23 protein-coding genes are annotated in these 24324 nt (G+C 48.4%); all 23 read left to right on the top strand.

The features are described from left to right. The first annotated feature begins 60 nt into the window (after positions 1–60). The gene (gene fliE, locus C9I89_RS02510; protein WP_107281752.1) at positions 61–372 is read left to right on the top strand and encodes a flagellar hook-basal body complex protein FliE; all 312 of its coding nucleotides are present in this window, start codon (positions 61–63) and stop codon (positions 370–372) included. A 15-nt stretch (positions 373–387) separates the two neighbouring features. Next, a complete protein-coding gene (gene fliF, locus C9I89_RS02505; protein ID WP_107281751.1) occupies positions 388–2136 on the top strand; it encodes a flagellar basal-body MS-ring/collar protein FliF in 1749 nt (582 codons plus the stop codon). Next, positions 2129–3172: a flagellar motor switch protein FliG gene (gene fliG, locus C9I89_RS02500; protein ID WP_107281750.1), complete on the top strand. Its 1044-nt coding sequence runs from the start codon at positions 2129–2131 to the stop codon at positions 3170–3172. Before fliF ends, fliG begins: the two co-directional genes overlap by 8 nt. Before the next feature lie 30 nt (positions 3173–3202). Next, the gene (fliH, locus tag C9I89_RS02495; protein ID WP_107281749.1) at positions 3203–4003 is read left to right on the top strand and encodes a flagellar assembly protein FliH; all 801 of its coding nucleotides are present in this window, start codon (positions 3203–3205) and stop codon (positions 4001–4003) included. Then, a complete protein-coding gene (fliI, locus tag C9I89_RS02490; protein ID WP_107281748.1) occupies positions 4003–5328 on the top strand; it encodes a flagellar protein export ATPase FliI in 1326 nt (441 codons plus the stop codon). Before fliH ends, fliI begins: the two co-directional genes overlap by 1 nt. A gap of 75 nt (positions 5329–5403) precedes the next feature. Beyond that, entirely contained in the window at positions 5404–5841 is a 438-nt protein-coding gene (fliJ, locus tag C9I89_RS02485; protein WP_107281747.1) for a flagellar export protein FliJ, read from the top strand. A 281-nt stretch (positions 5842–6122) separates the two neighbouring features. After that, positions 6123–7946: a flagellar hook-length control protein FliK gene (locus C9I89_RS02480; protein ID WP_107281746.1), complete on the top strand. Its 1824-nt coding sequence runs from the start codon at positions 6123–6125 to the stop codon at positions 7944–7946. 127 nt (positions 7947–8073) lie between these two features. Then, on the top strand, positions 8074–8559 hold the full coding sequence (gene fliL, locus C9I89_RS02475) for a flagellar basal body-associated protein FliL (protein WP_107281745.1): 486 nt from the start codon (positions 8074–8076) through the stop codon (positions 8557–8559). A 7-nt stretch (positions 8560–8566) separates the two neighbouring features. Beyond that, positions 8567–9619, top strand: a complete 1053-nt coding sequence (gene fliM / locus C9I89_RS02470) for a flagellar motor switch protein FliM (RefSeq protein ID WP_107281744.1) — start codon at positions 8567–8569, stop codon at positions 9617–9619. 16 nt (positions 9620–9635) lie between these two features. Beyond that, entirely contained in the window at positions 9636–10028 is a 393-nt protein-coding gene (fliN, locus tag C9I89_RS02465) for a flagellar motor switch protein FliN (protein ID WP_107281743.1), read from the top strand. Positions 10029–10036: 8 nt separating this feature from the next. Continuing rightward, positions 10037–10438, top strand: coding sequence for a flagellar biosynthetic protein FliO (gene fliO / locus C9I89_RS02460; RefSeq protein ID WP_107281742.1), 402 nt, complete (start codon positions 10037–10039; stop codon positions 10436–10438). Continuing rightward, positions 10425–11282 (top strand): flagellar type III secretion system pore protein FliP, encoded by an 858-nt coding sequence (gene fliP / locus C9I89_RS02455; RefSeq protein WP_107281741.1) that lies wholly within the window; start codon positions 10425–10427, stop codon positions 11280–11282. Before fliO ends, fliP begins: the two co-directional genes overlap by 14 nt. A gap of 23 nt (positions 11283–11305) precedes the next feature. Further along, positions 11306–11575, top strand: a complete 270-nt coding sequence (gene fliQ, locus C9I89_RS02450) for a flagellar biosynthesis protein FliQ (protein ID WP_107281740.1) — start codon at positions 11306–11308, stop codon at positions 11573–11575. Positions 11576–11688: 113 nt separating this feature from the next. Beyond that, positions 11689–12471 (top strand): flagellar biosynthetic protein FliR, encoded by a 783-nt coding sequence (gene fliR, locus C9I89_RS02445; RefSeq protein ID WP_107281739.1) that lies wholly within the window; start codon positions 11689–11691, stop codon positions 12469–12471. Between the two features lie 224 nt (positions 12472–12695). Next, positions 12696–13826, top strand: coding sequence for a flagellar biosynthesis protein FlhB (gene flhB, locus C9I89_RS02440; RefSeq protein ID WP_107281738.1), 1131 nt, complete (start codon positions 12696–12698; stop codon positions 13824–13826). Between the two features lie 258 nt (positions 13827–14084). Further along, the gene (gene flhA, locus C9I89_RS02435; RefSeq protein ID WP_107281737.1) at positions 14085–16181 is read left to right on the top strand and encodes a flagellar biosynthesis protein FlhA; all 2097 of its coding nucleotides are present in this window, start codon (positions 14085–14087) and stop codon (positions 16179–16181) included. Between the two features lie 109 nt (positions 16182–16290). Further along, positions 16291–17985, top strand: a complete 1695-nt coding sequence (gene flhF / locus C9I89_RS02430; protein WP_107281736.1) for a flagellar biosynthesis GTPase FlhF — start codon at positions 16291–16293, stop codon at positions 17983–17985. Next, complete coding sequence (locus C9I89_RS02425) at positions 17978–18865, top strand: MinD/ParA family protein (protein WP_107281735.1); 888 nt, start codon at positions 17978–17980, stop codon at positions 18863–18865. The genes flhF and C9I89_RS02425 overlap by 8 nt, the downstream gene beginning before the upstream one ends. Next, positions 18858–19580 carry an RNA polymerase sigma factor FliA gene (locus C9I89_RS02420; RefSeq protein WP_107281734.1) on the top strand — a complete coding sequence of 241 codons (723 nt, stop codon included), beginning with the start codon at positions 18858–18860 and terminating at the stop codon, positions 19578–19580. Before C9I89_RS02425 ends, C9I89_RS02420 begins: the two co-directional genes overlap by 8 nt. 74 nt (positions 19581–19654) lie before the next feature. Continuing rightward, on the top strand, positions 19655–20026 hold the full coding sequence (gene cheY / locus C9I89_RS02415) for a chemotaxis response regulator CheY (RefSeq protein ID WP_170107603.1): 372 nt from the start codon (positions 19655–19657) through the stop codon (positions 20024–20026). Between the two features lie 37 nt (positions 20027–20063). After that, on the top strand, positions 20064–20783 hold the full coding sequence (locus C9I89_RS02410) for a protein phosphatase CheZ (RefSeq protein WP_107281732.1): 720 nt from the start codon (positions 20064–20066) through the stop codon (positions 20781–20783). A 9-nt stretch (positions 20784–20792) separates the two neighbouring features. After that, positions 20793–23063, top strand: coding sequence for a chemotaxis protein CheA (locus C9I89_RS02405; protein WP_107281731.1), 2271 nt, complete (start codon positions 20793–20795; stop codon positions 23061–23063). 93 nt (positions 23064–23156) lie between these two features. Further along, positions 23157–24317 carry a protein-glutamate methylesterase/protein-glutamine glutaminase gene (locus C9I89_RS02400; RefSeq protein ID WP_107281730.1) on the top strand — a complete coding sequence of 387 codons (1161 nt, stop codon included), beginning with the start codon at positions 23157–23159 and terminating at the stop codon, positions 24315–24317. Positions 24318–24324 lie beyond the last annotated feature (7 nt).

Raw genomic sequence — 24324 nt, 5'->3', positions numbered from 1 at the left:
ATTAGCAAAAGCAGTGATAATCGACACCAACGTCAATATAATGACAGCACGAGGAAGACAATGAACGTCAATGGACTACAAACCGAAATGCAAAGCCTGAAGCTGGAAGCCCAAAATGCCTCTCGCCCGGCAACGGGGCAGCAGGTCAGTGCCGATTTTGGTGCATTGCTTAATGATGCGGTTAAGTCGGTTAATCAGCTTCAGGGGCAATCGAGCGATCTCAGCACCCGTTTCGATCAAGGGGATCGCAGTGTGTCGTTATCCGATGTGATGATTGCAAGAAATAAATCGAGTGTTGCTTTTGAAGCTACCGTACAGGTTCGCAATAAACTGGTGGAAGCTTATAAACAATTAATGAATATGCCAGTGTAATCCAGGATATAGTTAGTGTCGGAACAAACACCAAATCACGAATTAGCTGTAGCAGGAAATGCACCGGCTCCTGCTATCACAGACAGTGAACTTGAACTGCATAATCCCGATGCGGATGAAAAAAGCGCCACTCGTGTCGATAGCATGCTAGGCAACCTGGACTTATTACGTCAGGTTATTCTCGTGCTGTCTGTCGCTATCTGTGTGGCATTAATTGTCATGGTGGTGATGTGGATAAAAGAGCCCGAGATGCGTCCGCTCGGCACGTATTCCACCGATGAACTCATTCCGATCCTTGATCATTTTGATCAGAAGCAAGTGAACTACAAACTTGAAGGGAACACGATTCGCGTTCCGGCTGATGATTTTGCTGCAATTAAGCTGGACTTAACCCGTACGGGGTTAAATTCGGTGGTGTCTGAAGGCGATGATATTCTGCTGCAAGATATGGGCTTTGGTGTTTCCCAGCGTCTTGAACGTGAGCGGCTGAAGCTTAGTCGGGAACGTCAGCTTGCTCGTGCCATTGAACAGATCCGTCAGGTACGCAAAGCCCAGGTGCTTTTGGCTATGCCTAAGCAAAGCGTGTTTGTACGCCATAATCAGGAAGCGTCAGCAACTGTATTTCTGACCTTGTCATCGAATGGCATGCTGGGTCAGCAAGAAGTTGATTCCATTGTTGATATGGTGGCAACGGCAGTTCCAAGTCTGAAACCAACCCGAGTGACAGTGACCGATCAACATGGTCGGCTGTTGAGTTCGGGCACTGAAGATCCGGCTGCGACGGCGAAACGTAAAGAATACGAATTAGAGCGTAAACAGGAAAAAGCCCTGCGTGAAAAAATTGACGCAATTTTAATTCCTGTTTTAGGTCTGGGAAATTATACCTCTCAGGTCGATATTTCTATGGACTTCAGCGCGATTGAAGAAACGCGTAAAAAGTTTGATCCCGCGACGTCATCAACCCGCAGTGAATACACGCTGGAAGATTACAATAACGGCAATGTGGTTGCGGGCATTCCCGGAGCATTAAGTAATCAGCCTCCCGCAGACGCATCTATCCCGCAAGATATTGCCGATATGCAGTCAGGCAAGGGTTCAAACAACGGCTCCGTCCACCGTGAAGCCACCCGTAACTTTGAATTAGATACCACGATTAGTCATAAGCGGGCCCAATCAGGCACTATCAGTCGTCAGACGGTATCTGTGGCGATCAATTACAAGCAAGTGATTAACCCTGAAACCGGTGAAATGACCCGGGTACCGGTCAGTGAAGCTGATTTGGTCAAAATTCGCAGATTGTTAATGGGCGGGGTTGGATTTGCTGAGTCACGGGGTGATCTGCTGGAAGTCATCTCGGTTGCATTTGCGGTGCCGGAAGAGCTGCAATTGGTTGATTTGCCAATTTGGGATCATCCGAATTTCAATACCTGGATACGCTGGTTGGCTGCGGCCCTAGTGATTATTGTCGTGATCATTGTGCTGGTTCGTCCGGCGATGAAAAAATTGTTGTATCCGAATCAGGCCTCAGATGGTACGCCGCTTGACGAAAATGGCCTACCGATTCTTGCCAATAGCGAAGAGGGGATTGGTTTGATTGGTGCTGAGCTCGATGGTATGGAAAGTTTTGAATTGAGTAGCAGTAATTTAGATCTGCCAAACCTGCATAAAGATGAAGATCTGCTTAAAGCGGTCAGAGCGTTGGTGGCGAACGAGCAAGATTTAGCGGTGCAAGTAGTTAAAGGTTGGTTAAACGAAGATGGCTAATGAAGTCGCAACCACAGAAGATAAAAAATTTGATGTCATGACCTTAAGTGGCACTGAGAAAGCGGCGATCTTATTGCTCAGCCTCAGTGAGCAGGATGCGGCCAGTATTATTCGCCATCTTGAACCGAAACAGGTACAGCGAGTCGGTAGCTCGATGGCAGGTATGGCTGATTTGAGCCAGGAGAAGGCCTCTGCAGTCCATCGCCATTTCCTTGAAGATATTCAGAAGTACAGCAGTATCGGTTCGGGCAGCGAAGACTTTGTCCGTAATACCCTGGTTGCTGCATTAGGAGAAGATAAGGCGAATAACCTTGTTGATCAAATCCTGATGGGCAGTGGTTCCCGCGGGCTGGATTCATTGAAATGGATGGATCCGCGTCAGGTTGCCAGTATTATTCTTAATGAGCACCCGCAGATCCAGACTATCGTGCTGTCATACCTGGAGCCAGAGCAATCTGCTGAAATAATGTCTCAGTTCCCAGAACGCGTGCGGCTTGATCTGATGATGCGTATTGCCAATCTTGAAGAAGTTCAGCCAGCAGCATTGCATGAACTGAATGACATTATGGAGAAACAGTTTGCCGGTCAGGCTGGTACTCAGGCTGCCAAAATTGGCGGCTTGAAAGCAGCGGCTGAAATCATGAACTACCTCGATAACAATGTCGAAGGCTTGTTGATGGATCAGATCCACGAAAATGACGAGGACATGGCAACACAAATCCAAGATCTGATGTTTGTATTTGAAAATCTTGCCGAAGTGGACGATCGCGGGATCCAGTTGTTACTGCGTGACGTACCGCAAGATCTGTTGCAGAAAGCCCTTAAAGGTGCCGATGATACCCTGCGTGAGAAAATTCTCCGTAATATGTCAAAACGTGCAGCAGAAATGCTGCAAGACGACCTGGAAGCAATGGGTCCTATCCGTGTGGCCGATGTGGAAGCGGCACAGAAAGAAATTCTTTCTATCGCCCGTCGTCTGGCCGATGCCGGTGAATTAATGCTCGGAGGTGGCGGTGGTGCTGATGAATTCCTGTAAGCTAATGAACTCCTGTCATAGGTTACCAGTATGACGAATGAACGCCGCCGCGGTTTTCTTCGTGTTTCTGAGCATCAGGCGCAGGAGCTTGAACGCTGGGCATACCCGGACTACAGCCAGCAACAAGAGGCACCAAGTGATAATGTCCTTAATTACGATCCGCGCTGGCAGCTAGAGGAGCTTGAAGAGGAAGAAGAGCAAGGCCCCCCCCCGTTAACGGCTTCTGACTTAGAAGAGATCCGTCAATCTGCCTATGATGAAGGCGTTGCAGAGGGCAAAGCTGCCGGGCATGCTGAAGGTTTCGAGGCAGGTAAGGTCGAAGGACTTGAAACGGGCCTGACAGAAGGCCGTGAGCAAGGGCTGGAACAAGGGCTGGAGCAGGGGCAAACCCAAATTAGTGAGCAGGTATCGCATCTCACTCAGTTGATCGAGCAGCTTGCCACGCCATTACAACAACTCGATACCGATGTGGAAAATCAGGTTCTGAATCTGGTAACCAGCCTGACCCGTGAATTAATACGGGTAGAAGTGCAGACCAATCCTCAAGTCATACTCAATACCATCCGTGAAGTGATTGCTACTTTGCCGATAGCCGAGCGTCAGACAAAGCTAAGTCTTCACCCTGATGATCTTGAAGTGGTGCGCAAGGCATACGGGGAAGAAGATCTGGCAGAGCGAAAGTGGTCATTACAACCGGAGCCGTCACTCAATCGTGGTGATCTTCACGTGCAGTCACAGGACTCCACAGTCGATTATTTTATTGAAGATCGTATTCGCCACCTACTGCAACAATTTAATGGAGTCAACAGCCAGACGGCAGGAGGGCAGTAATGCCTTCTTCATTGGCAACGCGACTTTCTCAACACCAGACTGAAGGGTTAGCGTGTCGCCCTGTTGCTTCCGGACGACTGGTTCGCGTTGTCGGGTTAACGCTAGAAGCCATTGGCTGCCGTGCGCCTGTTGGTAGCCTATGTCGGGTGGAAACCTTAAACGGTGAGATGGAAGCAGAAGTTGTTGGCTTCTCGGGTGAAACCTTATTTCTGATGCCCAGTGAACAGCTTACTGGTGTGATGCCCGGTGCCAGAGTGACTCCGGTGTTACAGGACAGCGGCTTACCCGTCGGGCCTGAATTATTAGGCCGGGTGATCGATGGCGTCGGTAATCCGCTTGACGGTTTGGGCGAGATTTTTACCGCCACCCGCGCATCCTTCAATGCTACTCCGATCAACCCATTAGCGCGTAAGCCGATTAAAGAGCCGCTTGATGTGGGTATTAAAGCCATTAATGGTTTGCTTTCGGTTGGTAAAGGGCAGCGTATCGGATTATTTGCCGGCTCAGGAGTCGGTAAGTCGGTGACCCTAGGCATGATGACCCGCGGCACGACAGCGCAGGTTGTTGTGGTCGGGTTGATCGGCGAACGTGGCCGGGAAGTAAAAGAGTTTATTGACGAGATCCTCGGTGAAGAGGGACGCCAGCGTGCAGTGGTTATTGCCGCTCCTGCTGATGCGTCACCTTTAATGCGTTTAAAAGGCTGCCAGACAGCTTTGACTATCGCGGAATATTTCCGAGATCAGGGGTTAGATGTTCTGTTGTTGATGGATTCATTGACTCGATTTGCTCAGGCTCAGCGTGAAATTGCCTTGTCGGTGGGTGAGCCTCCGGCGACGAAAGGGTATCCGCCTTCAGTATTTGCCAAATTACCGGCGCTGGTAGAGCGAGCGGGGAATGGTAGTGAGAGTCAGGGGTCAATTACAGCCTTCTTTACTGTGCTGACCGAAGGGGATGATTTACAGGATCCCATCGCCGATGCGTCGCGGGCGATCCTCGATGGTCACATTGTATTATCCCGAGAAATGGCCGATGCCGGGCATTATCCGGCCATCGATGTTGAACGTTCGGTTAGCCGCGTAATGCCTGCGATTGTGAGTGACGAGCACATGTTGATGTCAAAAGCCGTGCGGCAGATTTTGTCCATTTGTCGGAAGAATCAGGATCTGGTTTCAATCGGGGCGTATAAACCCGGCACGGATCCAAGTATCGACCAAGCCTTTATCTTCAAGCCAAAACTAGACGCTTATCTGCAGCAGGAAATGAAAGAGTCTGTACCATACGATATGTGCGTCAATATGTTGCGATCAACCTTAAGTGGTCAATAAAAGACTAAAACGCAGCAACTATGTTGAAAGATAAACAGCCCCTGAGGCTAATGGACTGAGAAGATTGGAACGGCTATGTCAGACAGTGCATTAGAACTGATTTTAAGTAGAACCAAAGATGAAGAACACCAGGCATCGCTCGCGTTGAATCAGGCCCGGTTAGAACGGGATAATTATCTTCAGCAGCTGCAGCAGATTGAACAGTACCGACTTGATTACTGTAAACAGTTTTCAGTGCGTGGTCAGCAAGGGTTGACGGCCAGTTCGTATAGTCATTTACAAAAATTCCTGACTCAGCTTGATGAGACGCTTGCTAAGCAAAAAGAAGCCGGCTATCAGTTTGACTTTCAGGTGGAACAGTGCAGCGAACATTGGCACGAGGTAAGAAAAAAGCGTCGTTCGATCGAATGGCTGTTAGACAAAAAACAGACGGAACGGCAGCAAAAGCTCGATCGGCAAGAACAACTGATGATGGATGAATTTGCGACCCTGCAGTTTTCTCGCAGGCGCTAGGGAGCGGGAGGCGAGTACTTCATAATAGAAGTTTTGCGGAGTTCAGCCACCAAACTTCGTCATTCCGTAAAGTGAGGAACGAACTTATACGGAATCTAAGGCGCACACGGTTAGAGCTGGATCCCGGATATATCGTCCCTCGATTCCGGGATGACGTGTTTAGCTGTTCAACCATTCATAATTTTTGTGAAAGGGTACTAGCTAGTCGCTTTTCGAACTATGTGATCTGGTGCGTTTTTTGCATAAAAAGATGACTGGTATTTTCAATGTAAAGAGTCGCAATGAATTCGTCTAGCCTATTGTCAGCAGATTTTTCAACATCATTACCTCGAGCGAGTAAAGGAAAAGTGGCCGCTGAAGGAAAAGCGACGGCTGAAAGCGTAAAGGGTAATCCGCAACTGTCTTCGGCGAGCAATGGATCAGACCGTTTTGCCAGTGAGCTGAAAAGCGTAATCAGTGATGAACAAGACACGCCAGCGAGTGCGGCCAAAAAGGTAAGTTCAGATAACGTTGACTCAGAAAATCAGGAGCTTGATTCTGTTTCAGCTCAAAACCTAGCTAGCGAGATTAATTCTGATGCGGTGAGTGATGATGTTCAGCTGGCTGAAATAAAACCGAACGCCGAAGTGAGCAAATTGAGCGCATCTGCTACTGAGAGCGAACAAATCTCGGGCATGCAGGCTGACTCACAAGAAACAGCGCTTGATTCGGAGGGTAAGCAGCAGATAATGGCGGACGGTGAAGAATTGCTTAACCGCTTATCGGCAGCCAATCAGCAACTGTCTGAGCCGGATTCAACTGCTGGCAAGACTTTGCCGCCAGACACTGGCGGTGTGGCGGCAACAACAGCGATGGTGACTGGTGGGCAGGATCTTGCTGGGCTACCTTTATCTGAAGCGGACGTTAAGAACAAATCGGAGCTCAGTCAGGAGCAACTGGCTAATGTGTTTGCAGCGTCATCTGCACAGGTGACTGCGTCGGATAGCCAAGCGAGCGAACCGTTACCGAACAGTGAAGGCATAGATCCTCAAGTGATCGCGGGTATGGTAGTACCAACGGCTGCGATTTCGGCAGAGCTATCCACTGAGTTGACGCAACCGCAACAAATCAGTGAAAATATCATTCCTCAAGTGATCGCGGGTATGGCGGTGCCAACCGAGGGTGAGCTGGCAGTCGAAGGCAAAGTCACGTTGCCTGCGGATATGTTACCGGCAGAAATGCAGACGGGGGTTGATGCTGACGATACCGCAGACCTAAATAAGCCGTCACTGAGTACGTCAGGGCTGGCAATGGGAGCCTTGGCAAATACGTCTGCGGTTTCAGGTGCTGCTGCAACACCAGCAACCGTCGTCAATGGTACCGTTCAGGCGGCTCCGGTAGACAGTGCACCGGTAATCCCCTGGACAACTACTCAGGCATCGCCGCTACTGGCGGGCGCAATGGTGATGACAGCTGCTGGATCAGCAGATCCGATTTCCGGTGATACGGGGCTGATGGATACGGCGATGAACAGTGCTGCTCTGGCTGCGACGGTTGATGATACGACCAACATGAATGCAGAGACGAAACCAGCCGATCTTTCACATCAGATCAGCTCTTTGTCCGGGCAACAGAGTATTAACGGGCAAGCAAAAAGTGAAGCCTTAGTGCAGGCACAAAGCCCGTTGCAGTTGTCTAAAGAACAAGCGGGTGATCAAGTGGCTGAGCGAGTAAACATGATGATGTCGAAGAACCTCAAACATGTTGATATCCGTTTAGATCCACCAGAGTTAGGTAAGTTACAGATTAAACTCTCACTTAATCAGGATCAGGCCTCGGTCCAGTTTACGGTCGGTAATCAGCAAACCCGTGATCTGATTGAACAGGCAATGCCCAGATTACGTGAGATGCTTCACCAGCAAGGATTACAGTTAGCACAAAGCACGGTGCAGCAAGACGCGTCGCGTCAACAATTTGCAGGCCAATCTGGTCAGCAAGGTGGTACCCAGCAACAATCTGGCGGCAGCCATCACACAGGCAGTGAATCGGAAGTGGGGCATTCAGGCTCAGAAGCGATAGAAATGTTTGTGAAACAGGCTGATGACCGGGTGGATTATTATGCTTAGAAAATAGCTAAACTTAGAAGGTGCCACTATTAGAGAACGGTGAGGCACTGAACATAAGTTTTCTTTTTAAGTGACTGATTTTAAATAAACTACGAAAAATTATAGATAATAAAGGATAACAGGAAGAATGGCAGAAGGCGCTGAAAATACGGGAAGCAAAAAAAAGCTTATTATTATCATCGCACTCGTCGTTGTGCTACTGGGCGGTGGCGTCGGTGCATGGTTACTGACGGGGGATGATTCCCCTGAGCCGGAAAAGAGCACTGTCGCGACACAGCAAGCAACTCAGGTTGAGCCTGCTTATTACGTTATTCTTCCGCAACCATTTATTTTTAATGTCACGGGTGATAAACGCGATCGTCTGGTACAAGTCAAAGTACAGTTAATGGTACGTGGTGATAGTAATGAAGCTGTAGCCATGCAACATACCCCGTTGATTGAAAGTACGTTATTACAAGCATTTGGTGCGGCAACGGTAGAGCAATTACGTACCCCAAGTGGTCGTATTGACTTACGTACGCAGGCACTGTCTGCGATACAATCTGCGATGATGAAAGTCTCTGGTAAACAAGTCGTCGAGCGAGTGCTCTTCACTGGTTTCGTAATGCAATAGGTTTAATGTGAGTGACTTACTAACTCAAGACGAAATTGATGCCCTGCTACATGGTGTTGATGACGTAGAAGATGAAGAGCCCGCGGTTGCCGATGGCGGCCGTGTAGCCGATTACGACTTTTCATCTCAGGACAGAATAGTCCGTGGCCGAATGCCAACGTTGGAACTGATCAACGAGCGTTTTGCCCGACATATGCGCATAAGCTTGTTTAACATGCTGCGCAAAACTGCAGAAGTATCAATTAACGGCGTACAGATGATCAAATTTGGTGAATACCAGAATACACTGTACGTTCCGACCAGTTTGAACATGGTGCGATTCAGGCCGCTTAAAGGGACGGCATTAATTACTATGGAAGCCCGCCTTGTCTTTATCCTGGTGGAAAACTTCTTTGGTGGTGACGGCCGATTCCATGCCAAGATCGAAGGGCGAGAGTTTACCCCGACAGAGCGTCGCATAGTCCAGATGCTGCTGAAACTGGTGTTTGAAGACTACCGTGAATCCTGGTCGCCGGTTATGGGCGTTGAGTTTGAATATCTTGACTCAGAAGTAAACCCGACCATGGCTAACATTGTGAGTCCAACAGAAGTGATTGTCGTCAGTTCGTTCCATATTGAAGTGGATGGTGGTGGGGGGGATTTCCACGTAGTGATGCCTTACTCCATGGTTGAACCGATCCGCGAACTGCTCGATGCCGGTGTGCAGAGTGACAAGATGGATACCGATGTACGCTGGAGCAAAGCCTTGCGTGATGAAATCATGGATGTTCCAGTGAATATTCGCGCCAATCTGTTGGAGCTTGATTTATCATTGCGTGATTTGATGGAGTTGCAGGCCGGCGATATTATACCGATTGACTTACCGGAATCGGCGACTGTTTTTGTCGAAGATCTGCCAACCTACCGCGCTAAAATGGGTAAATCTGGCGATAACATCGCTTTGAAGGTGACCGAAAAACTTAAGCGTCCGGATATGATGAAAACCGATTTGGCTTTTCTCGACCGTGATGAGTTAGGTTCGGCATTGACAGAAATTAATAGAGATAAATCAGACGATTAAATGACAGGTGTAAGTTATGTCTCAAAATGACCAACAGATTGCTGATGATTGGGCTGCTGCACTTGCAGAGCAGGTGGTTGAAGAAGCCGCGCAGCCGGCTCCTCTCGAAGAGCTCACAGATGAAAGCACGCCAATTTCGGATGATGAACGGCGTAAGCTCGATTCGATAATGGACATTCCGGTGACCATTTCGATGGAAGTGGGCCGTACTCAAATCAGTATTCGTAACTTGCTGCAATTGAATCAGGGCTCCGTGGTGGAGTTAGATCGTATTGCCGGTGAATCACTGGATGTGATGGTTAACGGTACGCTGATTGCTCACGGCGAAGTGGTTGTGGTTAACGACAAGTTTGGTATTCGTCTGACAGACGTGATCAGTCAGACCGAGCGCATTAAGAAACTTCGTTAAGGTTAACCATGAAATATCCGTTATCTCTATTCGCTGGTGCTGGCTTTGCCTTTATCAGCCAACCTGTATTGGCTGCGCCAGCATCCGAGATCAATGTCGCGACGACGTTAGCCTCGTTGATGTTAGTTGTGCTGCTTATCTTGTTTTTAGCCTGGCTGGTAAGACGAATGAAGTTACCAGGTATTCAAGGGGCAGACAGCTCGTTGAAAGTGCTGAAGCAATTGCCTATCGGCCAGCGGGAACGCATTGTGTTATTGCAGGTCGGAAACGAGCAATTGCTCGTCGGGGTAACGCAACACAATATCTCGCTGCTAACCAAGTTAGAAGAGCCGTTGCCACTGGCTGAACAGCAAAGTGGGGATTTTTCTAACCACCTAAGCAAGTTGTTAAAAATCAATGATAAGAAATAATATTATTGCCGCCATTTTGGCGGCTTTTGCCTTTTTCTTTAGCTTGTCGGTAATGGCGGAAACTACGGCTAACGAGTTACCGGCATTGTCGGCAGGTGGAGAAAGTGTCACTGCCAGCGCGATGCAAAAGGAACAAGGTGCATCTCGTTTGTTGACCCAAGGCGGTGGTGGCGGTATTCCTGCTTTTTCTGTTACCGTCAATCCAGACGGCACCGAAGATTACTCGGTAACCCTGCAGATCCTGGCATTGATGACAGCCTTAGGCTTCTTGCCGGCGATTGTTATCTTAATGACATCATTCACCCGTATTGTGGTGGTGATGTCGATTTTAAGGCAGGCAATGGGCTTACAGCAGACACCGTCGAATCAGGTGATTATCGGTATTGCGATGTTCTTGACTTTTTTCATCATGTCACCGGTACTCGACAAGATCAATACCGATGCCATCCAGCCGTATATCAATGAAGAAGTCACCGCGCAGCAAGCTTTCGACGCTGCTCAGCAGCCACTCAGGCAGTTCATGCTGAAACAGACCCGGGTCAAAGATCTGGAAAGCTTTGTTAACATGTCGGGCTCAACGGCAACCGATCCGCAAGACGTCCCGATGACGGTACTGATCCCGGCATTCATCACCTCTGAGCTGAAAACAGCTTTTCAGATCGGCTTTATGTTGTTTTTACCTTTCTTAATCATTGATTTGGTTGTCGCATCGGTACTAATGGCGATGGGAATGATGATGTTGTCGCCCATGATTGTGTCGTTGCCGTTTAAGTTGATGTTATTTGTGCTGGTTGATGGCTGGAACCTGATTTTGTCTACCTTGGCGGGGAGTTTTGGTATCTGATACCAATTCAGAAAGGAAATGTTATGACACCTGAAGCGTTTGTCGAAATTTTCCAAGAAGCCTTGTACATGGTGTTGCTAATGGTTTGTGCAATTGTGGTTCCGGGCTTGCTGATTGGCTTGGTGGTTGCGGTTTTTCAGGCGGCGACATCCATTAACGAGCAAACGTTGAGCTTTTTGCCTCGTCTGATCGTTACCTTGCTGGCCTTGATGTTTTTCGGCCATATGATGACGCAGATGCTGATGGACTACTTTTTCCGGATTGTCGAACAAATACCCCAGTTGTTATATTAGTCGACGAAAAAAAGGTAGTCAGCATATGAAAGCTGCATTGTATATCAAAGGGTTGTGTATCAGAGTGTCATGTATGAAAAAACCATATCGTATAGAGATAGGCAAATAACCCGATGGCCTACCCATCCGAGCTGCTCCTTGATTGGATCGCCAATTATTTTTGGCCCTTGACCCGCATCTCAGCCATGATGATGGCGATGACCTTCTTTGGTGCACGGTTCGTGTCTCCTAAAATTCGCCTGTATCTGGCAGTAACGATCACGTTTGCCGTGATGCCCGTTTTGCCTCAGGTGCCGGCAGATCTTGCCTTATTGTCTTTGAAAGGTTTTATAACGACCGGCCAGCAAGTGATCATCGGGGTCGCGATGGGAATGGTGACTCAGTTTGTTACCCAGACTTTTGTCTTGGTGGGGCAGATCCTCGGTATGCAATCGAGCCTCGGTTTCGCATCGATGGTTGATCCGGCGAATGGGCAGAATACGCCGGTACTCGGTCAGCTCTACCTGTTTCTCGCCATCATGTTGTTTCTGTCGACCGATGGCCATCTGGCCATGCTCAACGTGGTGGTGCTCAGTTTTAAAACCTTACCGATTGGTAAGGCAATGTTACAGCCGGTGGATTATTATCAGTTGACCGAGTGGTTTGGCTATATGTTCAAAGCGGCGTTAAATATGGCGCTGGCGGGTGTTATTGCCTTGTTGACGGTGAACTTATCATTTGGTGTTATGACCCGGGCGGCACCTCAGCTGAATATTTTTTCGCTTGGTTTTTCATTGGCGCTGTTACTTGGCTTGTTGATCAGCTGGTTTTTGGTGATGGGAATGCTGCCACAGTATGAATACAACTGGCAGTTTGGTTTTGAGCAAATATGTAGCCTGGTTCGAGTTGACTGCTAGCCCTAGAATCTAGAACCGTTTCACACAAGTTTTGACTAGTTGAAGGACGTCATCTCGGAATCGAGGAACGAGATATCCGGGATCCAGTTCTAACCGTGTGCGCCTTAGATTCCGTATAAGTTCGTTCCTCACTTTACGGAATGACGAAGTTTTGTTGCTGAACTGGTCAAAACTTCTGTGATTAAGTACTGGAACCTAGAACCTCATAACGAGAAGATATCTAAATGTCAGATTCAGACGGTCAGGAACGCACCGAATCCGCCACCCCGCGAAGGCTGGAGCAGGCGCGGGAGAAAGGTCAGGTTCCGCGCTCAAGAGAGTTGGCTTCAGTTGCGGTACTGATTGCAGGTGCTGTGGCGCTGATGTGGTTTGGTGAAGGGCTGGGGACGTCGCTCGCCCAGATTATGACGAAAATGTTCTCGTTAAGTCGTGATGACATCTTTGATCTTAATAAGCTGTTCTCGATCATTAGCCTGGCTGTGTGGCACATTGCATTGCCGCTGAGTCTAGTGCTGCTGTTTCTTTTTACCGCGGCGTTAATTGGTGCTGCGGGGCTAGGCGGGGTGAGTTTTTCTGCTGAGGCGGCGAGACCGAAGTTGTCAAAGATGAGCCCGCTCAGTGGCCTCAAGCGGATGGTTGGCAGTCAAAGCTGGGTTGAGCTGATAAAATCAATACTCAAAATCGGATTAGTGGCTGGTGTGGCATTTTACTTGATGTACGCCAGTCTCGACGATTTTTTCCAGCTTAGCGTTGAAACGTATCCGACCAATATTTTCCATGCGTTAGATATTTTGCTGAACTTTGTCATTTTGATTTGTTGTTCACTGCTGGTGGTTGTGGCGATTGATGTGCCGTATCAGATCTGGCAGCACAATGAACAGCTGAAAATGACCAAACAGGAAGTGAAGGACGAATATAAAGACTCTGAAGGTAAACCGGAAGTGAAAGGGCGTATTCGTATGTTGCAGCGGGAAATGGCACAGCGTCGGATGATGGCAGATGTGCCTACAGCCGATGTCGTGATCACTAACCCGGAACACTTTTCGGTTGCTTTACGCTATGATCCTGATCTTGATAAGGCGCCGGTTGTTATTGCGAAAGGGATCGATCATCTGGCACTTAAAATTCGTGAGATTGCCAATAAGCACAGTATTGATATCGTGCCGGCCCCCCCGTTGGCGCGAGCGATTTATCATTCGACAGAATTGGAGCAGCAGATACCTGACGGGTTATTTACCGCCGTGGCGCAAATTTTAGCGTATGTCTTCCAGTTAAAACAGTACCGAAAAGGGCGAGGAAAAAGACCAATGCTAGCGAAAGAAGCGATGGATATTCCACCAGAGTTACGTCACTAATGCTAGACATGATTCATATTAGCCGGTGCATCGGGACGTTATGTAAAATTAAAATTATTTTAAAGCAGGCTAAATGTCACAGAACTCACTCGTCTTCTCGTGGCTTATCCGGACTTCTGTTAGTCTCTCTCGGGGTCAAAAAAATGACAGCAACTTAGGGCATGGTTTTTGCATCCTGCATGGTTCCTAATCAGGCTCAAACATTTTAAAAGAGTCTTTCAATAGCAATTTCAGTAGCGCGCCGAATAATTATATTTCATGAAGTTCTTGATACCTTTTACGGATAAATTACCGTTATCCCGATTACAGTCTATGCCCGCTGTTGGTGCGCCTATCGTGGTGCTTGCAACCTTAGCGATGGTTATATTGCCGATACCTCCCCTGGTACTGGATATGACATTTACCTTTAATATTGCTTTGTCTTTAGTGGTATTGCTGGTCACCATCTATACGCGTCGCCCACTGGACTTTGCCGCATTTCCAACCGTGTTGTTAATCGCGACCTTGCTTCGCCTGGCACTGAACGTGGCATCGACGCGTGTGGTTTTATTGTATGGACATGATGGCTCAGATGCTGCTGGCCAGGTGATTGATGCCTTTGGTTCTGTGGTCATTGGTGGTAACTATGCTGTAGGTCTGGTGGTATTCCTTATCCTGATGATCATTAACTTCATGGTTGTCACCAAGGGGGCGGGACGTATTTCAGAAGTGAGTGCCCGCTTTACTCTGGATGCTTTACCGGGTAAACAAATGGCGATCGATGCTGATTTGAATGCCGGACTGATTGATCAGGAACAAGCACGTACCCGCCGTTTTGAAGTAACCAAAGAAGCCGACTTTTACGGTTCGATGGATGGTGCGTCTAAATTCGTAAAAGGTGATGCCATTGCCGGTATTTTGATCTTGGTGATCAATATCGTGGGGGGGCTGATTATCGGTATGGGTCAACATGGCCTGTCATTTGGTAATGCCATTGAAATTTATAGCTTGCTGACGATCGGTGATGGTCTGGTCGCTCAAATTCCTTCACTATTATTGTCTATTGGTGCGGCAATGATGGTGACCCGTCAAAATACTGACGAGGACATGGGGCAGCAACTGAACTTCCAGTTATTCAATAACCCGCAAGCATTGATTATTACGGGGGGTATTTTATTTGTAATGGGCATTGTGCCAGGCATGCCCCATGTTCCCTTCCTGTTTTTTGCAATGATGATTGGTGGTTTTGCTTATTGGCGCGCGAAAAAAGAAAAAGAAGCGGCATTGGTTGAGCAAGAGGAACCGTCGACCGAACTGGCATTGCAACCATCACAAAAAGAACTTTCATGGGACGATGTTCAACCTGTTGACATTATCGGTCTTGAAGTCGGTTACCGTTTGATCCCTATGGTAGATAAAGAGCAGGGCGGTGAGTTGCTTGACCGAGTCAAAGGGGTCCGCAAAAAACTATCCCAGGATTTTGGCTTTCTTATTCCGCCAGTCCATATTCGGGATAATCTGGAATTGCCGCCGAATAGCTACCGTATCAGCTTGATGGGGGTCGCTTGTGGTGAAGCGGATATTCATCCCAATATGGAGCTGGCGATTAACCCGGGCCAGGTATTCGGTACCATTGACGGGGAAAACACAACCGATCCGGCCTTTGGCCTGGAAGCGGTATGGATCATGGAAGCCCAACGGGAGCATGCTCAGGCGCTGGGTTATACCGTGGTGGATTCGGCAACGGTGCTGGCCACCCATTTAAGTCAGATTTTAACCAATAGTGCGTCTCAGTTGCTGGGCCATGAAGAGGTACAAAACCTGCTTGAGATGCTGGGGCAATCAACGCCTAAGCTCATCGATGGCTTTGTACCGGATCAGCTACCTCTGGGCGTTGTGGTGAAAGTGATGCAGAACCTGCTCAATGAAGCTATCCCGGTGCGCGATATTCGAACAATTGTTCAGACTTTGTCTGAATATTCATCGAAGAGTCAAGATCCTGACATACTGACAGCCGCAGCCAGAATTGGCCTAAAACGCCTGATCGTACAAGAAATCAATGGAATAGAGCCTGAATTGCCGGTGATTACATTGGTTCCAGAATTGGAACAACTTTTGCATAAAACAATGCAGTCTGCCGGTGGTGAATCATCAGGCATTGAACCTGGTTTGGCAGAACGACTACAACGTTCGCTCACCGAGGCAACCCAGCAGCAAGAGCTGAAAGGGGAGCCTGCAGTACTGCTGACTTCTGGGGTATTACGATCCACCTTAGCGAAGTTTGTTAAAAATACCATTCCGAGTCTACGCGTACTGTCTTATCAGGAAGTGCCTGATGAAAAACAGATACGTATTGTGAATGCGGTGGGCAACTAAGCCCGTAGCAACGAAACAGATTGTGGCTAAGTCAGTAGACAACTGAACAAGTCGGTAATTGAGTAAAACGTACAAGCATGGTGAAGCGCCATCTGACGGGAAGACAAAATTGAAAATTAAACGATTTTTTGCCAAGGATATGCGGACTGCACTGAGCGAAGTGAAAGAAGAGCTCGGTGCTGATGCCGTGATCATGTCGAATAAGAAAGTCACGGGTGGGGTTGAAATTGTTGCCGCCGTTGATACAGACGTTGCCAATGAGCCGCCGAAAGCCCTTCAGGCGACTCGCGATGCACTGGCCAGCCGCCTCGGACAAGCTAAGCGCAAGCTGGCTGATGATCAGGTGCAGTTAAAACAGCCGTCGGCGGTCAGCCGCTTTGCCAATGTGCTGCAAAGCTATACCGGTGATAAACCGCAAGCGGGTGAGTCATATCATGATGGCCAAGACGAGAGTGAAATTGATTCATTATCAGCGCTGTTAAAGCGCCAGTCGAAGCAGCATGGTGCACATAGTTCGCAGCCCGAACGTAATAGCCTTAATCGTAGCGGCAGCAGCCAGAATCGTAATAATACGAGTCCGAACCGCAACGGTTACAGCCAGAACGAACCTCGACATGCTCCAAAAACAAACATGAATGCTGATAGTTTCAGGCAAGGAGCAGCGCGACGAGGTGCTGATGAGCGCCAGTCTCGATCTGCCGGTCCGGGACAACGCCAGCCAAATTCAGTCATGGACAGCGGTGATTTTCGTCGACCTTCTGCTTCGCGCCATAAGCCGCAATCTGATTTTGGCCGTGGTGCCGATCGGACGGGTCAGTCACGCCTTGATCCTACCCGTTATGACTCAAAATCTGGCCGTCAGAATGATGAATTTGATGTGATGCGCAATGAAATGGCATCCATTCGTCGTTTGCTGGAACATCAGCTGTCCGGTTTGATGTGGCAGGAAGTTGAACGCCGAGAGCCAATGCGCGCCATGATGATCAAACGTCTGGAAAAAATGGGATTATCCCCGGAACTCTCAGATCAGCTGGCTTGTTATATTCCTGAAGATGTACCGGCTCATGAAGCCTGGCCGGCAGTATTAGATTTATTGTCAGATCAGATCATCACCACCAGCGACTGTATTTTAGAAACCGGCGGTGTCGTGGCGCTTCTGGGGCCGACTGGCGTGGGTAAAACCACCACCATTGCAAAACTGGCAGCACGAGCGGCTATGGACTTCGGCCCTGATGAGATTGCACTGGTTACAACAGATACTTACCGTATTGGTGCTCATGAACAATTAGCCACTTACGGCCGAATTATGGGATGTCCAGTACGAGTTGCTAAAGATGCTGAAGAACTTGCCGATATACTTCATCAGTTGCGACACCGCCGTTTAGTGTTGCTCGATACTGCCGGTATGGGACAGCGGGATATTCGCTTATCTGAGCAACTTGATACATTAATGCAAAACAGTGGCGCACATATCCGTAGTTTCCTGGTATTGCCATCAACGGCACAACGTCGGGTATTACAGGAAACTATTGAACACTTCCGTCGGATACCGCTTTCAGGGTGTGTGCTGACAAAACTTGATGAGTCGTTAAGTTTAGGCGAAGTGATGTGCGTAACAATACAAAATGCATTGCCTATTGCCTATTTAGCAGACGGTCAACGTGTGCCGGAAGACATAAAAGTTGCCACCGGTAACTACCTTGTTTCACGCGCTAATGAATTATTAGAACAAGAAATTAGCCAGCAATCTCATTTCTGGAGTAGTGATAACTCAGAAGATCAGGCGGCGGATTTTTATGATTGAGAACATGATGCACGATCAAGCTAGCGGCTTGCGCCGTATGACAAAATTATCATCCACCAAGGTTATAACAGTGACGGGTGGCAAAGGCGGGGTTGGTAAAACCAATGTTACGCTAAGCATGGCGATCTCTATGGCCCGCCAGGGTAAGAAAGTCATGGTGCTCGATGCTGATTTAGGTCTGGCCAATGTCGATATTATGTTAGGGTTACGGTCCGGACGCAATTTGTCGCACGTATTGGCGGGGTTATGTGAGCTTCAGGATATTATTGTTGAAGGTCCTTATGGTGTAAAAATCGTGCCAGCTTCATCTGGTACGCAAAATATGGCAGAATTAACCCCAGCACAGCACGCTGGCTTAATCCGTGCGTTTGGCAGCTTGCAGGACGATATTGATGTGCTGTTAGTTGACACTGCCGCAGGTATCTCCGATATGGTACTGAGTTTTTCTCGTGCCGCCCAGGATGTGGTGGTTGTGGTGTGTGATGAACCGACGTCAATTACAGATGCTTACGCACTAATCAAATTATTGAGCCGTGAATACGATGTTCAACGGTTTAAAATTGTCGCCAATATGGTACGCAGTTATCGCGAAGGTCGTGATTTATTCACCAAGTTGACCCGGGTGACAGAGCGTTTTTTAGACGCAAATCTGGAATTAGTGGCATGTGTTCCGCTTGATGATCGCGTCCGCCAGGCTGTGAAGCGTCAGAAAATTGTCGTTGAAGCATACCCTCGTTGTCCGGCATCATTAGCGTTAACTTCTCTGTCCAACAAAGCGCTGACTTGGCCTATCCCCACCCATGCAGGCGGTCACCTAGAATTTTTTGTTGAGAAGTTAATCGTAAAAAAAGCACCTGTTGAGGTGTCTGTCGGTGAATAAAGCCCTCACTTACGGACGCTACAAGGAAAGTCCGCAAGCGTTTATCGAGCGTTATTCTTCGCTGGTTAAACGTATTGCCCATCATCTTATGGGTCGGCTTCCTCCTAGCGTGCTCATAGAAGATTTGATTCAGTCCGGCATGATCGGTTTGCTGGAAGCACAAAAAAACTACGATCCGACGAAAGGGGCGAGCTTCGAAACCTTCGCCGGTATTCGTATTCGGGGAGCGATGCTCGATGATCTTCGTCGTGGCGACTGGGTCCCCCGTTCTGTATATAAGAATGGCCGACGTATCAGTGAGTCCATTTCCCGGTTAGAAAATGAACTGGGACGTGACCCGAATGACCAGGAAATCGCTGAATATCTCGAAATGACACTCGATCAGTACCATCAGGCGTTAAATGATGTTAATTGTGGACGTCTGGTTGGGATGGATGATCTCGGTGTGTCAGAAGATGCAGTGGCAAGTGAAGAGTCACTGGAAGAAAATCTTCCCTTTCAGGGCGTTGTAGATGATAATTTTCGTCAATCATTGACTGAAGCCATCAAGACATTACCTGAAAGAGAGGCTTTGGTTCTGTCTCTTTATTATGACGAAGAACTCAATCTTAAAGAGATCGGGGCCGTTATCGGGGTGAGTGAATCCCGGGTTTGCCAGATTCAGAGTCAGGCTATGCAACGTTTACGATCCAAGCTGAAAGCTTGGGCTGCTTAATACTGTTTAGTATTACTAAATTAAACCTAGATAAAAACACTGTGACCTCAGTGGAGGCAACTTTGAACAAAAACATGAAAATCCTCATTGTTGACGACTTTTCAACAATGCGCCGTATCGTTAAAAACTTGCTACGTGACTTGGGTTTTAATAACACCCTTGAGGCGGACGACGGATTGACTGCACTACCAATGCTGAAGAAAGGTGATTTTGACTTTGTCGTTACCGATTGGAATATGCCGGGTATGCAAGGTATTGATTTGCTGAAGCACATTCGTGCAGATGCTGAATTAAGGCACCTGCCGGTACTGATGATCACGGCCGAGGCAAAGCGCGAGCAGATTATTGAAGCCGCACAAGCCGGTGTAAATGGGTACATTGTTAAGCCATTTACCGCAGCAACGCTAAAAGAGAAATTAGATAAGATTTTTGAGCGGTTGCAGTAATCATCATGAGTCGGATGCTAAAAGGATAATAATAATAATGATTTCACTCGATCAGGCAAAACAGCTGGTCAGTTTGTTGGAACAAGGCAAACAGGCAGATGCTAATTCGCTTGTGCAGACTTTGGTTTCCGATAGTCATGACCCCATGTTTGCGGAAGTGGGCAAAATAACCCGGCAGTTACATGACTCGCTGGCAAATTTTCGCCTGGATCCCCGCATCAATGATTTAGCGAAGACCGAAATACCTGATGCTCGTGGTCGTTTGTCCTATGTGATAGACAAAACCGAAGCGGCAGCAAATAAAACAATGGATGCAGTTGAAATCACATTGCCTATCGCTGATAAACTGCATCAGAACTTGCTGCAAGTTCACCCACAGTGGAAACAATTGATGAATGGGCAGATTGAACTCAGTGAGTTCAAAACGCTGTGTCATGGCATTGATCATCTGTTGGTACAGGTCGAAGGTGATAGCTGTGAGCTTCGAAACCATTTAACGGAAATCCTGATGGCTCAAGATTTCCAGGATCTTACCGGTCAGATTATTCGCCGGGTGATTGAACTGGTACATGAAGTTGAAGATCGGTTGGTTGATATCCTGAAAGCTTTTGGCATGGAACAAGATGATAGAACTGAAGCCCTCAGGGAAGTGAATGCACTTGCCGCTGAAGGGCCAATCGTCAATGCTGAAGAACGCTCTGATGTGGTGGCTTCTCAAGATGACGTTGATGATTTGCTATCCAGTCTTGGATTTTAAGGGAAATTTATGAGCTTTGATTTAGACGAAGACATCCTGCAGGACTTTCTGATTGAAGCAGGAGAAATTCTTGAGCTGCTTTCTGAGCAGCTGGTTCAGCTTGAGCGCAGCCCTGACGATTCAGAGCTGCTGAATGCCATTTTCCGCGGTTTCCACACCGTCAAAGGTGGCGCAGGCTTTCTTTCTTTAGCTGAACTTGTTGATGCGTGCCATGGTGCGGAAAACGTGTTCGATTTGCTTCGTACTGGCAAGCGCCAGATTACGTCTGAATTGATGGATGTGATTTTAGAAGCGCTAGATACGATCAATGTGATGTTTGGTCAGGTTCAGGAACATGAACCCCTTGACCCGGCAGAGCAAAGTTTGCTTGATGCATTGCATCGTTTTAGCCATCCGCCGACGGAAGCTGAGTTAGCTGGGTCCGCTGTGGCAGAATCTATAGCAGCAGAGCCCGCGCCAGCCCCCGCACCGATCGCCGAAGTGCAGGCTGAGCCAGCCCCGGCAGCATCAGCAATGGCGGGCAGTTCCGTTGATGATATGACTCAGGATGAATTTGAACGTCTGCTTGATGAGCTTCACGGTCAAGGTTCTGGTCCATCGGTTGAGCAATCGCAAGCCATCAATCCACCATCAGCGGCAAATCAGAATGTGGTTTCTCAAATCCAGGCTGAAACTGGCGATATCACTGATGATGAATTTGAACGCTTGCTTGATGAATTACATGGTGCGGGCAACGGACCTGCGAATAGTCCGGGTGTTCCAGTTGCCCCCGTCGCCTCGGCACCAGTTGCTACGCAGGTGTCATCTATTCCTGCTGACAGCGGTTCGAGCGCCGTTGGCGATGATTTGATGTCAGACGATGAATTTGAACGCCTGTTAGATGAACTGCATGGTAGTGGCAAAGGCCCTACAGCAGAAGAATTAGAAATGGCGACGAAACCCGTTGCTGACATGATCGCCGAAATTAATCCGGCGCCGGAAATGGTTTCTGTAACACCGGCATCCACGTCGACGCCAGCACCGGCTACACCGGTGGCTCCTGCGCCAGAGAGCCAGCCAGTTGCCGTGCGTCAAGCAAAGCCAGTGGCTGCGAAAGATAAAGTTAAACCGCAAGTTGATACAACAGTGCGAGTTGATACCTCAACGCTTGATACCATCATGAATATGGTGGGTGAGCTGGTATTGGTACGAAACCGCCTGGTTAGTCTTGGCTTGAACACTAACGACGAAGAAATGTCAAAAGCCGTATCCAATCTGGACGTGGTGACCGCCGATCTGCAGGGCGCGGTAATGAAAACCCGTATGCAGCCCATCAAGAAAGTTTTCGGTCGTTTCCCTCGCGTGGTTCGCGATCTTGCGCGTATTTTGAAGAAAGATATCGTGCTGGAAATGCGCGGAGAAGAAACCGATCTTGATAAGAACCTGGTTGAAGCCCTAGCGGATCCATTAATTCACTTGGTGCGGAACTCCGTCGATCACGGTATTGAAATGCCGGACATTCGTGAGAAAGCCGGTAAGCCACGCGTTGGTACCGTATTGCTCTCTGCTTCACAAGAAGGGGATCATATCTTACTCACGATCGAAGACGATGGTGGTGGTATGGATGCGAACAGACTGCGTGAAATTGCTGTTGAGCGCGGTGTGATGGATGCTGATGCGGCGTCCCGTATCTCTGATCACGAAGCGTATAACCTGATTTTTGCACCGGGCTTCTCGACCAAGAAAGAGATTTCAGATATTTCTGGTCGTGGCGTGGGTATGGACGTTGTGAAAACAGCGATTAACCAGTTAAACGGTTCTATCTATATTGATTCAGCGCTTGGTAAAGGCACTCGTATCGACATTAAGGTACCGCTGACGCTCGCCATTCTGCCAACGCTGATGGTGGGTGTGGCTGATCAGCCATTTGCTCTGCCTCTGGCTAGTGTTAACGAGATTTTCCATCTGGATCTGCGCAAGACGAATACCGTAGACGGTCAGTTGACGATCATTGTTCGTGATAAGGCAATCCCGCTGTTCTACCTGCAAGATTGGTTAGTGGGTTCAAGCGTATCAAAAAATGAGCGCGCTCATGGGCATGTAGTTATTGTCCAGATTGGTCACCAGCGAATTGGTTTTGTGGTTGATGCCTTAATCGGTCAAGAGGAAGTCGTGATCAAACCTCTGGATGAGCTGCTTCAGGGCACGCCAGGCATGGCTGGTGCAACCATCACCAGTGATGGTCACATTGCACTGATCCTTGATGTACCAAACTTGCTGAAGCATTACGTTGGTCATTAATCGGTAACTCGTTAATTGCGAGTAACGTTAGGGGCTCGCGCCCCTGACTGAATATTAAGATCCGGTAATCTATAACGACGAGATAAATACTACATGGCAATAAAAGTATTGGTGGTGGATGATTCGAGTTTTTTTCGTCGCCGAGTAAGTGAAATCATTAATTCGGATCCTCGTCTTGAAGTGATCGGTAATGCCGTTAATGGTAAAGAAGCCGTAGAGTTAACTCAGAAGTTGCAGCCAGATGTCATTACTATGGACATTGAAATGCCTGTAATGGATGGCATTACGGCTGTGCGTGAAATCATGAAAATTGCGCCAACGCCAATTTTAATGTTCTCATCACTGACTCACGAAGGCGCGAAATCAACGTTAGATGCACTGGATGCCGGTGCATTGGATTTTTTGCCGAAGAAATTTGAAGATATCGCGCGTAATCGCGACGAAGCGGTCGGTTTATTACAAAAACGCGTGGCAGAATTAGCCCGTAAGCGTTTATTTATGCGTCGTACTGTTCGTACGACGGCGCCTGCGGCCAAGGCGCCTCGCGAGCTTACTAAACCTCTTTCGACAGGACAGGCAGCACCTGCTGTGACGTCATTGAGACCTGCTGCGACGACGCGTCCGTTAGCGCGTCCGGCAACGGCTAAGCCGGTGGCTCGTTTTAAAGCCTCGGGAAAAAAATACCAGTTAATGGCAATCGGGACGTCGACCGGAGGGCCTGTTGCACTGCAGAAAGTATTGACCCAGCTTCCCGCGAATTTCCCGTATCCAATTGTACTTATCCAACATATGCCAGCGACGTTTACCGCGGCGTTTGCGGCGCGATTGAATAATCTCTGTAAGATTGGAGTTAAAGAAGCTCAGGATGGCGATACCTTACAAGCTGGGGTCGCTTATCTGGCACCTGGCGGTAAGCAAATGATGGTGGAAGGACGTCCGGGAGCTGCACGTATTCGCATTCTTGATGGTGGCGAACGCATGAATTATAAACCATGTGTTGATGTCACCTTCGGTTCTGCTGCCAAAGTCTACCATGACAAAGTATTGTCTATGGTACTGACTGGCATGGGGGCTGATGGCCGGGAAGGTGCGCGTATGCTGAAAGCTAATGGCTCGACCATTTGGGCCCAAGATGAAGAGAGTTGTGTGGTCTACGGGATGCCGCAAGCAGTTGCTAAAGCGGGGATTTCTAGTGAAGACTTGCCACTGGAGCGTATCGCGGAGCGTATTCTGGTTGAGGTTGGACTAGGATAAGGAGCAG

This window comes from Photobacterium lipolyticum, from assembly GCF_003026475.1.
Lineage (GTDB): Bacteria > Pseudomonadota > Gammaproteobacteria > Enterobacterales > Vibrionaceae > Photobacterium > Photobacterium lipolyticum.
This window is presented reverse-complemented; position numbering and strand designations above follow the sequence as displayed.

Coding starts and splice junctions, on each gene's coding strand:
- fliI (WP_107281748.1), top strand. CDS start 4,003: ATGCCTTCTTCATTGGCAACGCGACTTTCTCAACACCAGACTGAAGGG.
- flhB (WP_107281738.1), top strand. CDS start 12,696: ATGTCAGATTCAGACGGTCAGGAACGCACCGAATCCGCCACCCCGCGA.
- C9I89_RS02425 (WP_107281735.1), top strand. CDS start 17,978: ATGATTGAGAACATGATGCACGATCAAGCTAGCGGCTTGCGCCGTATG.
- fliJ (WP_107281747.1), top strand. CDS start 5,404: ATGTCAGACAGTGCATTAGAACTGATTTTAAGTAGAACCAAAGATGAA.
- flhA (WP_107281737.1), top strand. CDS start 14,085: ATGAAGTTCTTGATACCTTTTACGGATAAATTACCGTTATCCCGATTA.
- fliL (WP_107281745.1), top strand. CDS start 8,074: ATGGCAGAAGGCGCTGAAAATACGGGAAGCAAAAAAAAGCTTATTATT.
- fliQ (WP_107281740.1), top strand. CDS start 11,306: ATGACACCTGAAGCGTTTGTCGAAATTTTCCAAGAAGCCTTGTACATG.
- C9I89_RS02400 (WP_107281730.1), top strand. CDS start 23,157: ATGGCAATAAAAGTATTGGTGGTGGATGATTCGAGTTTTTTTCGTCGC.
- C9I89_RS02480 (WP_107281746.1), top strand. CDS start 6,123: ATGAATTCGTCTAGCCTATTGTCAGCAGATTTTTCAACATCATTACCT.
- fliR (WP_107281739.1), top strand. CDS start 11,689: ATGGCCTACCCATCCGAGCTGCTCCTTGATTGGATCGCCAATTATTTT.
- fliP (WP_107281741.1), top strand. CDS start 10,425: ATGATAAGAAATAATATTATTGCCGCCATTTTGGCGGCTTTTGCCTTT.
- fliE (WP_107281752.1), top strand. CDS start 61: ATGAACGTCAATGGACTACAAACCGAAATGCAAAGCCTGAAGCTGGAA.
- fliH (WP_107281749.1), top strand. CDS start 3,203: ATGACGAATGAACGCCGCCGCGGTTTTCTTCGTGTTTCTGAGCATCAG.
- C9I89_RS02410 (WP_107281732.1), top strand. CDS start 20,064: ATGATTTCACTCGATCAGGCAAAACAGCTGGTCAGTTTGTTGGAACAA.
- C9I89_RS02405 (WP_107281731.1), top strand. CDS start 20,793: ATGAGCTTTGATTTAGACGAAGACATCCTGCAGGACTTTCTGATTGAA.
- fliO (WP_107281742.1), top strand. CDS start 10,037: ATGAAATATCCGTTATCTCTATTCGCTGGTGCTGGCTTTGCCTTTATC.
- fliG (WP_107281750.1), top strand. CDS start 2,129: ATGGCTAATGAAGTCGCAACCACAGAAGATAAAAAATTTGATGTCATG.
- cheY (WP_170107603.1), top strand. CDS start 19,655: ATGAAAATCCTCATTGTTGACGACTTTTCAACAATGCGCCGTATCGTT.
- fliN (WP_107281743.1), top strand. CDS start 9,636: ATGTCTCAAAATGACCAACAGATTGCTGATGATTGGGCTGCTGCACTT.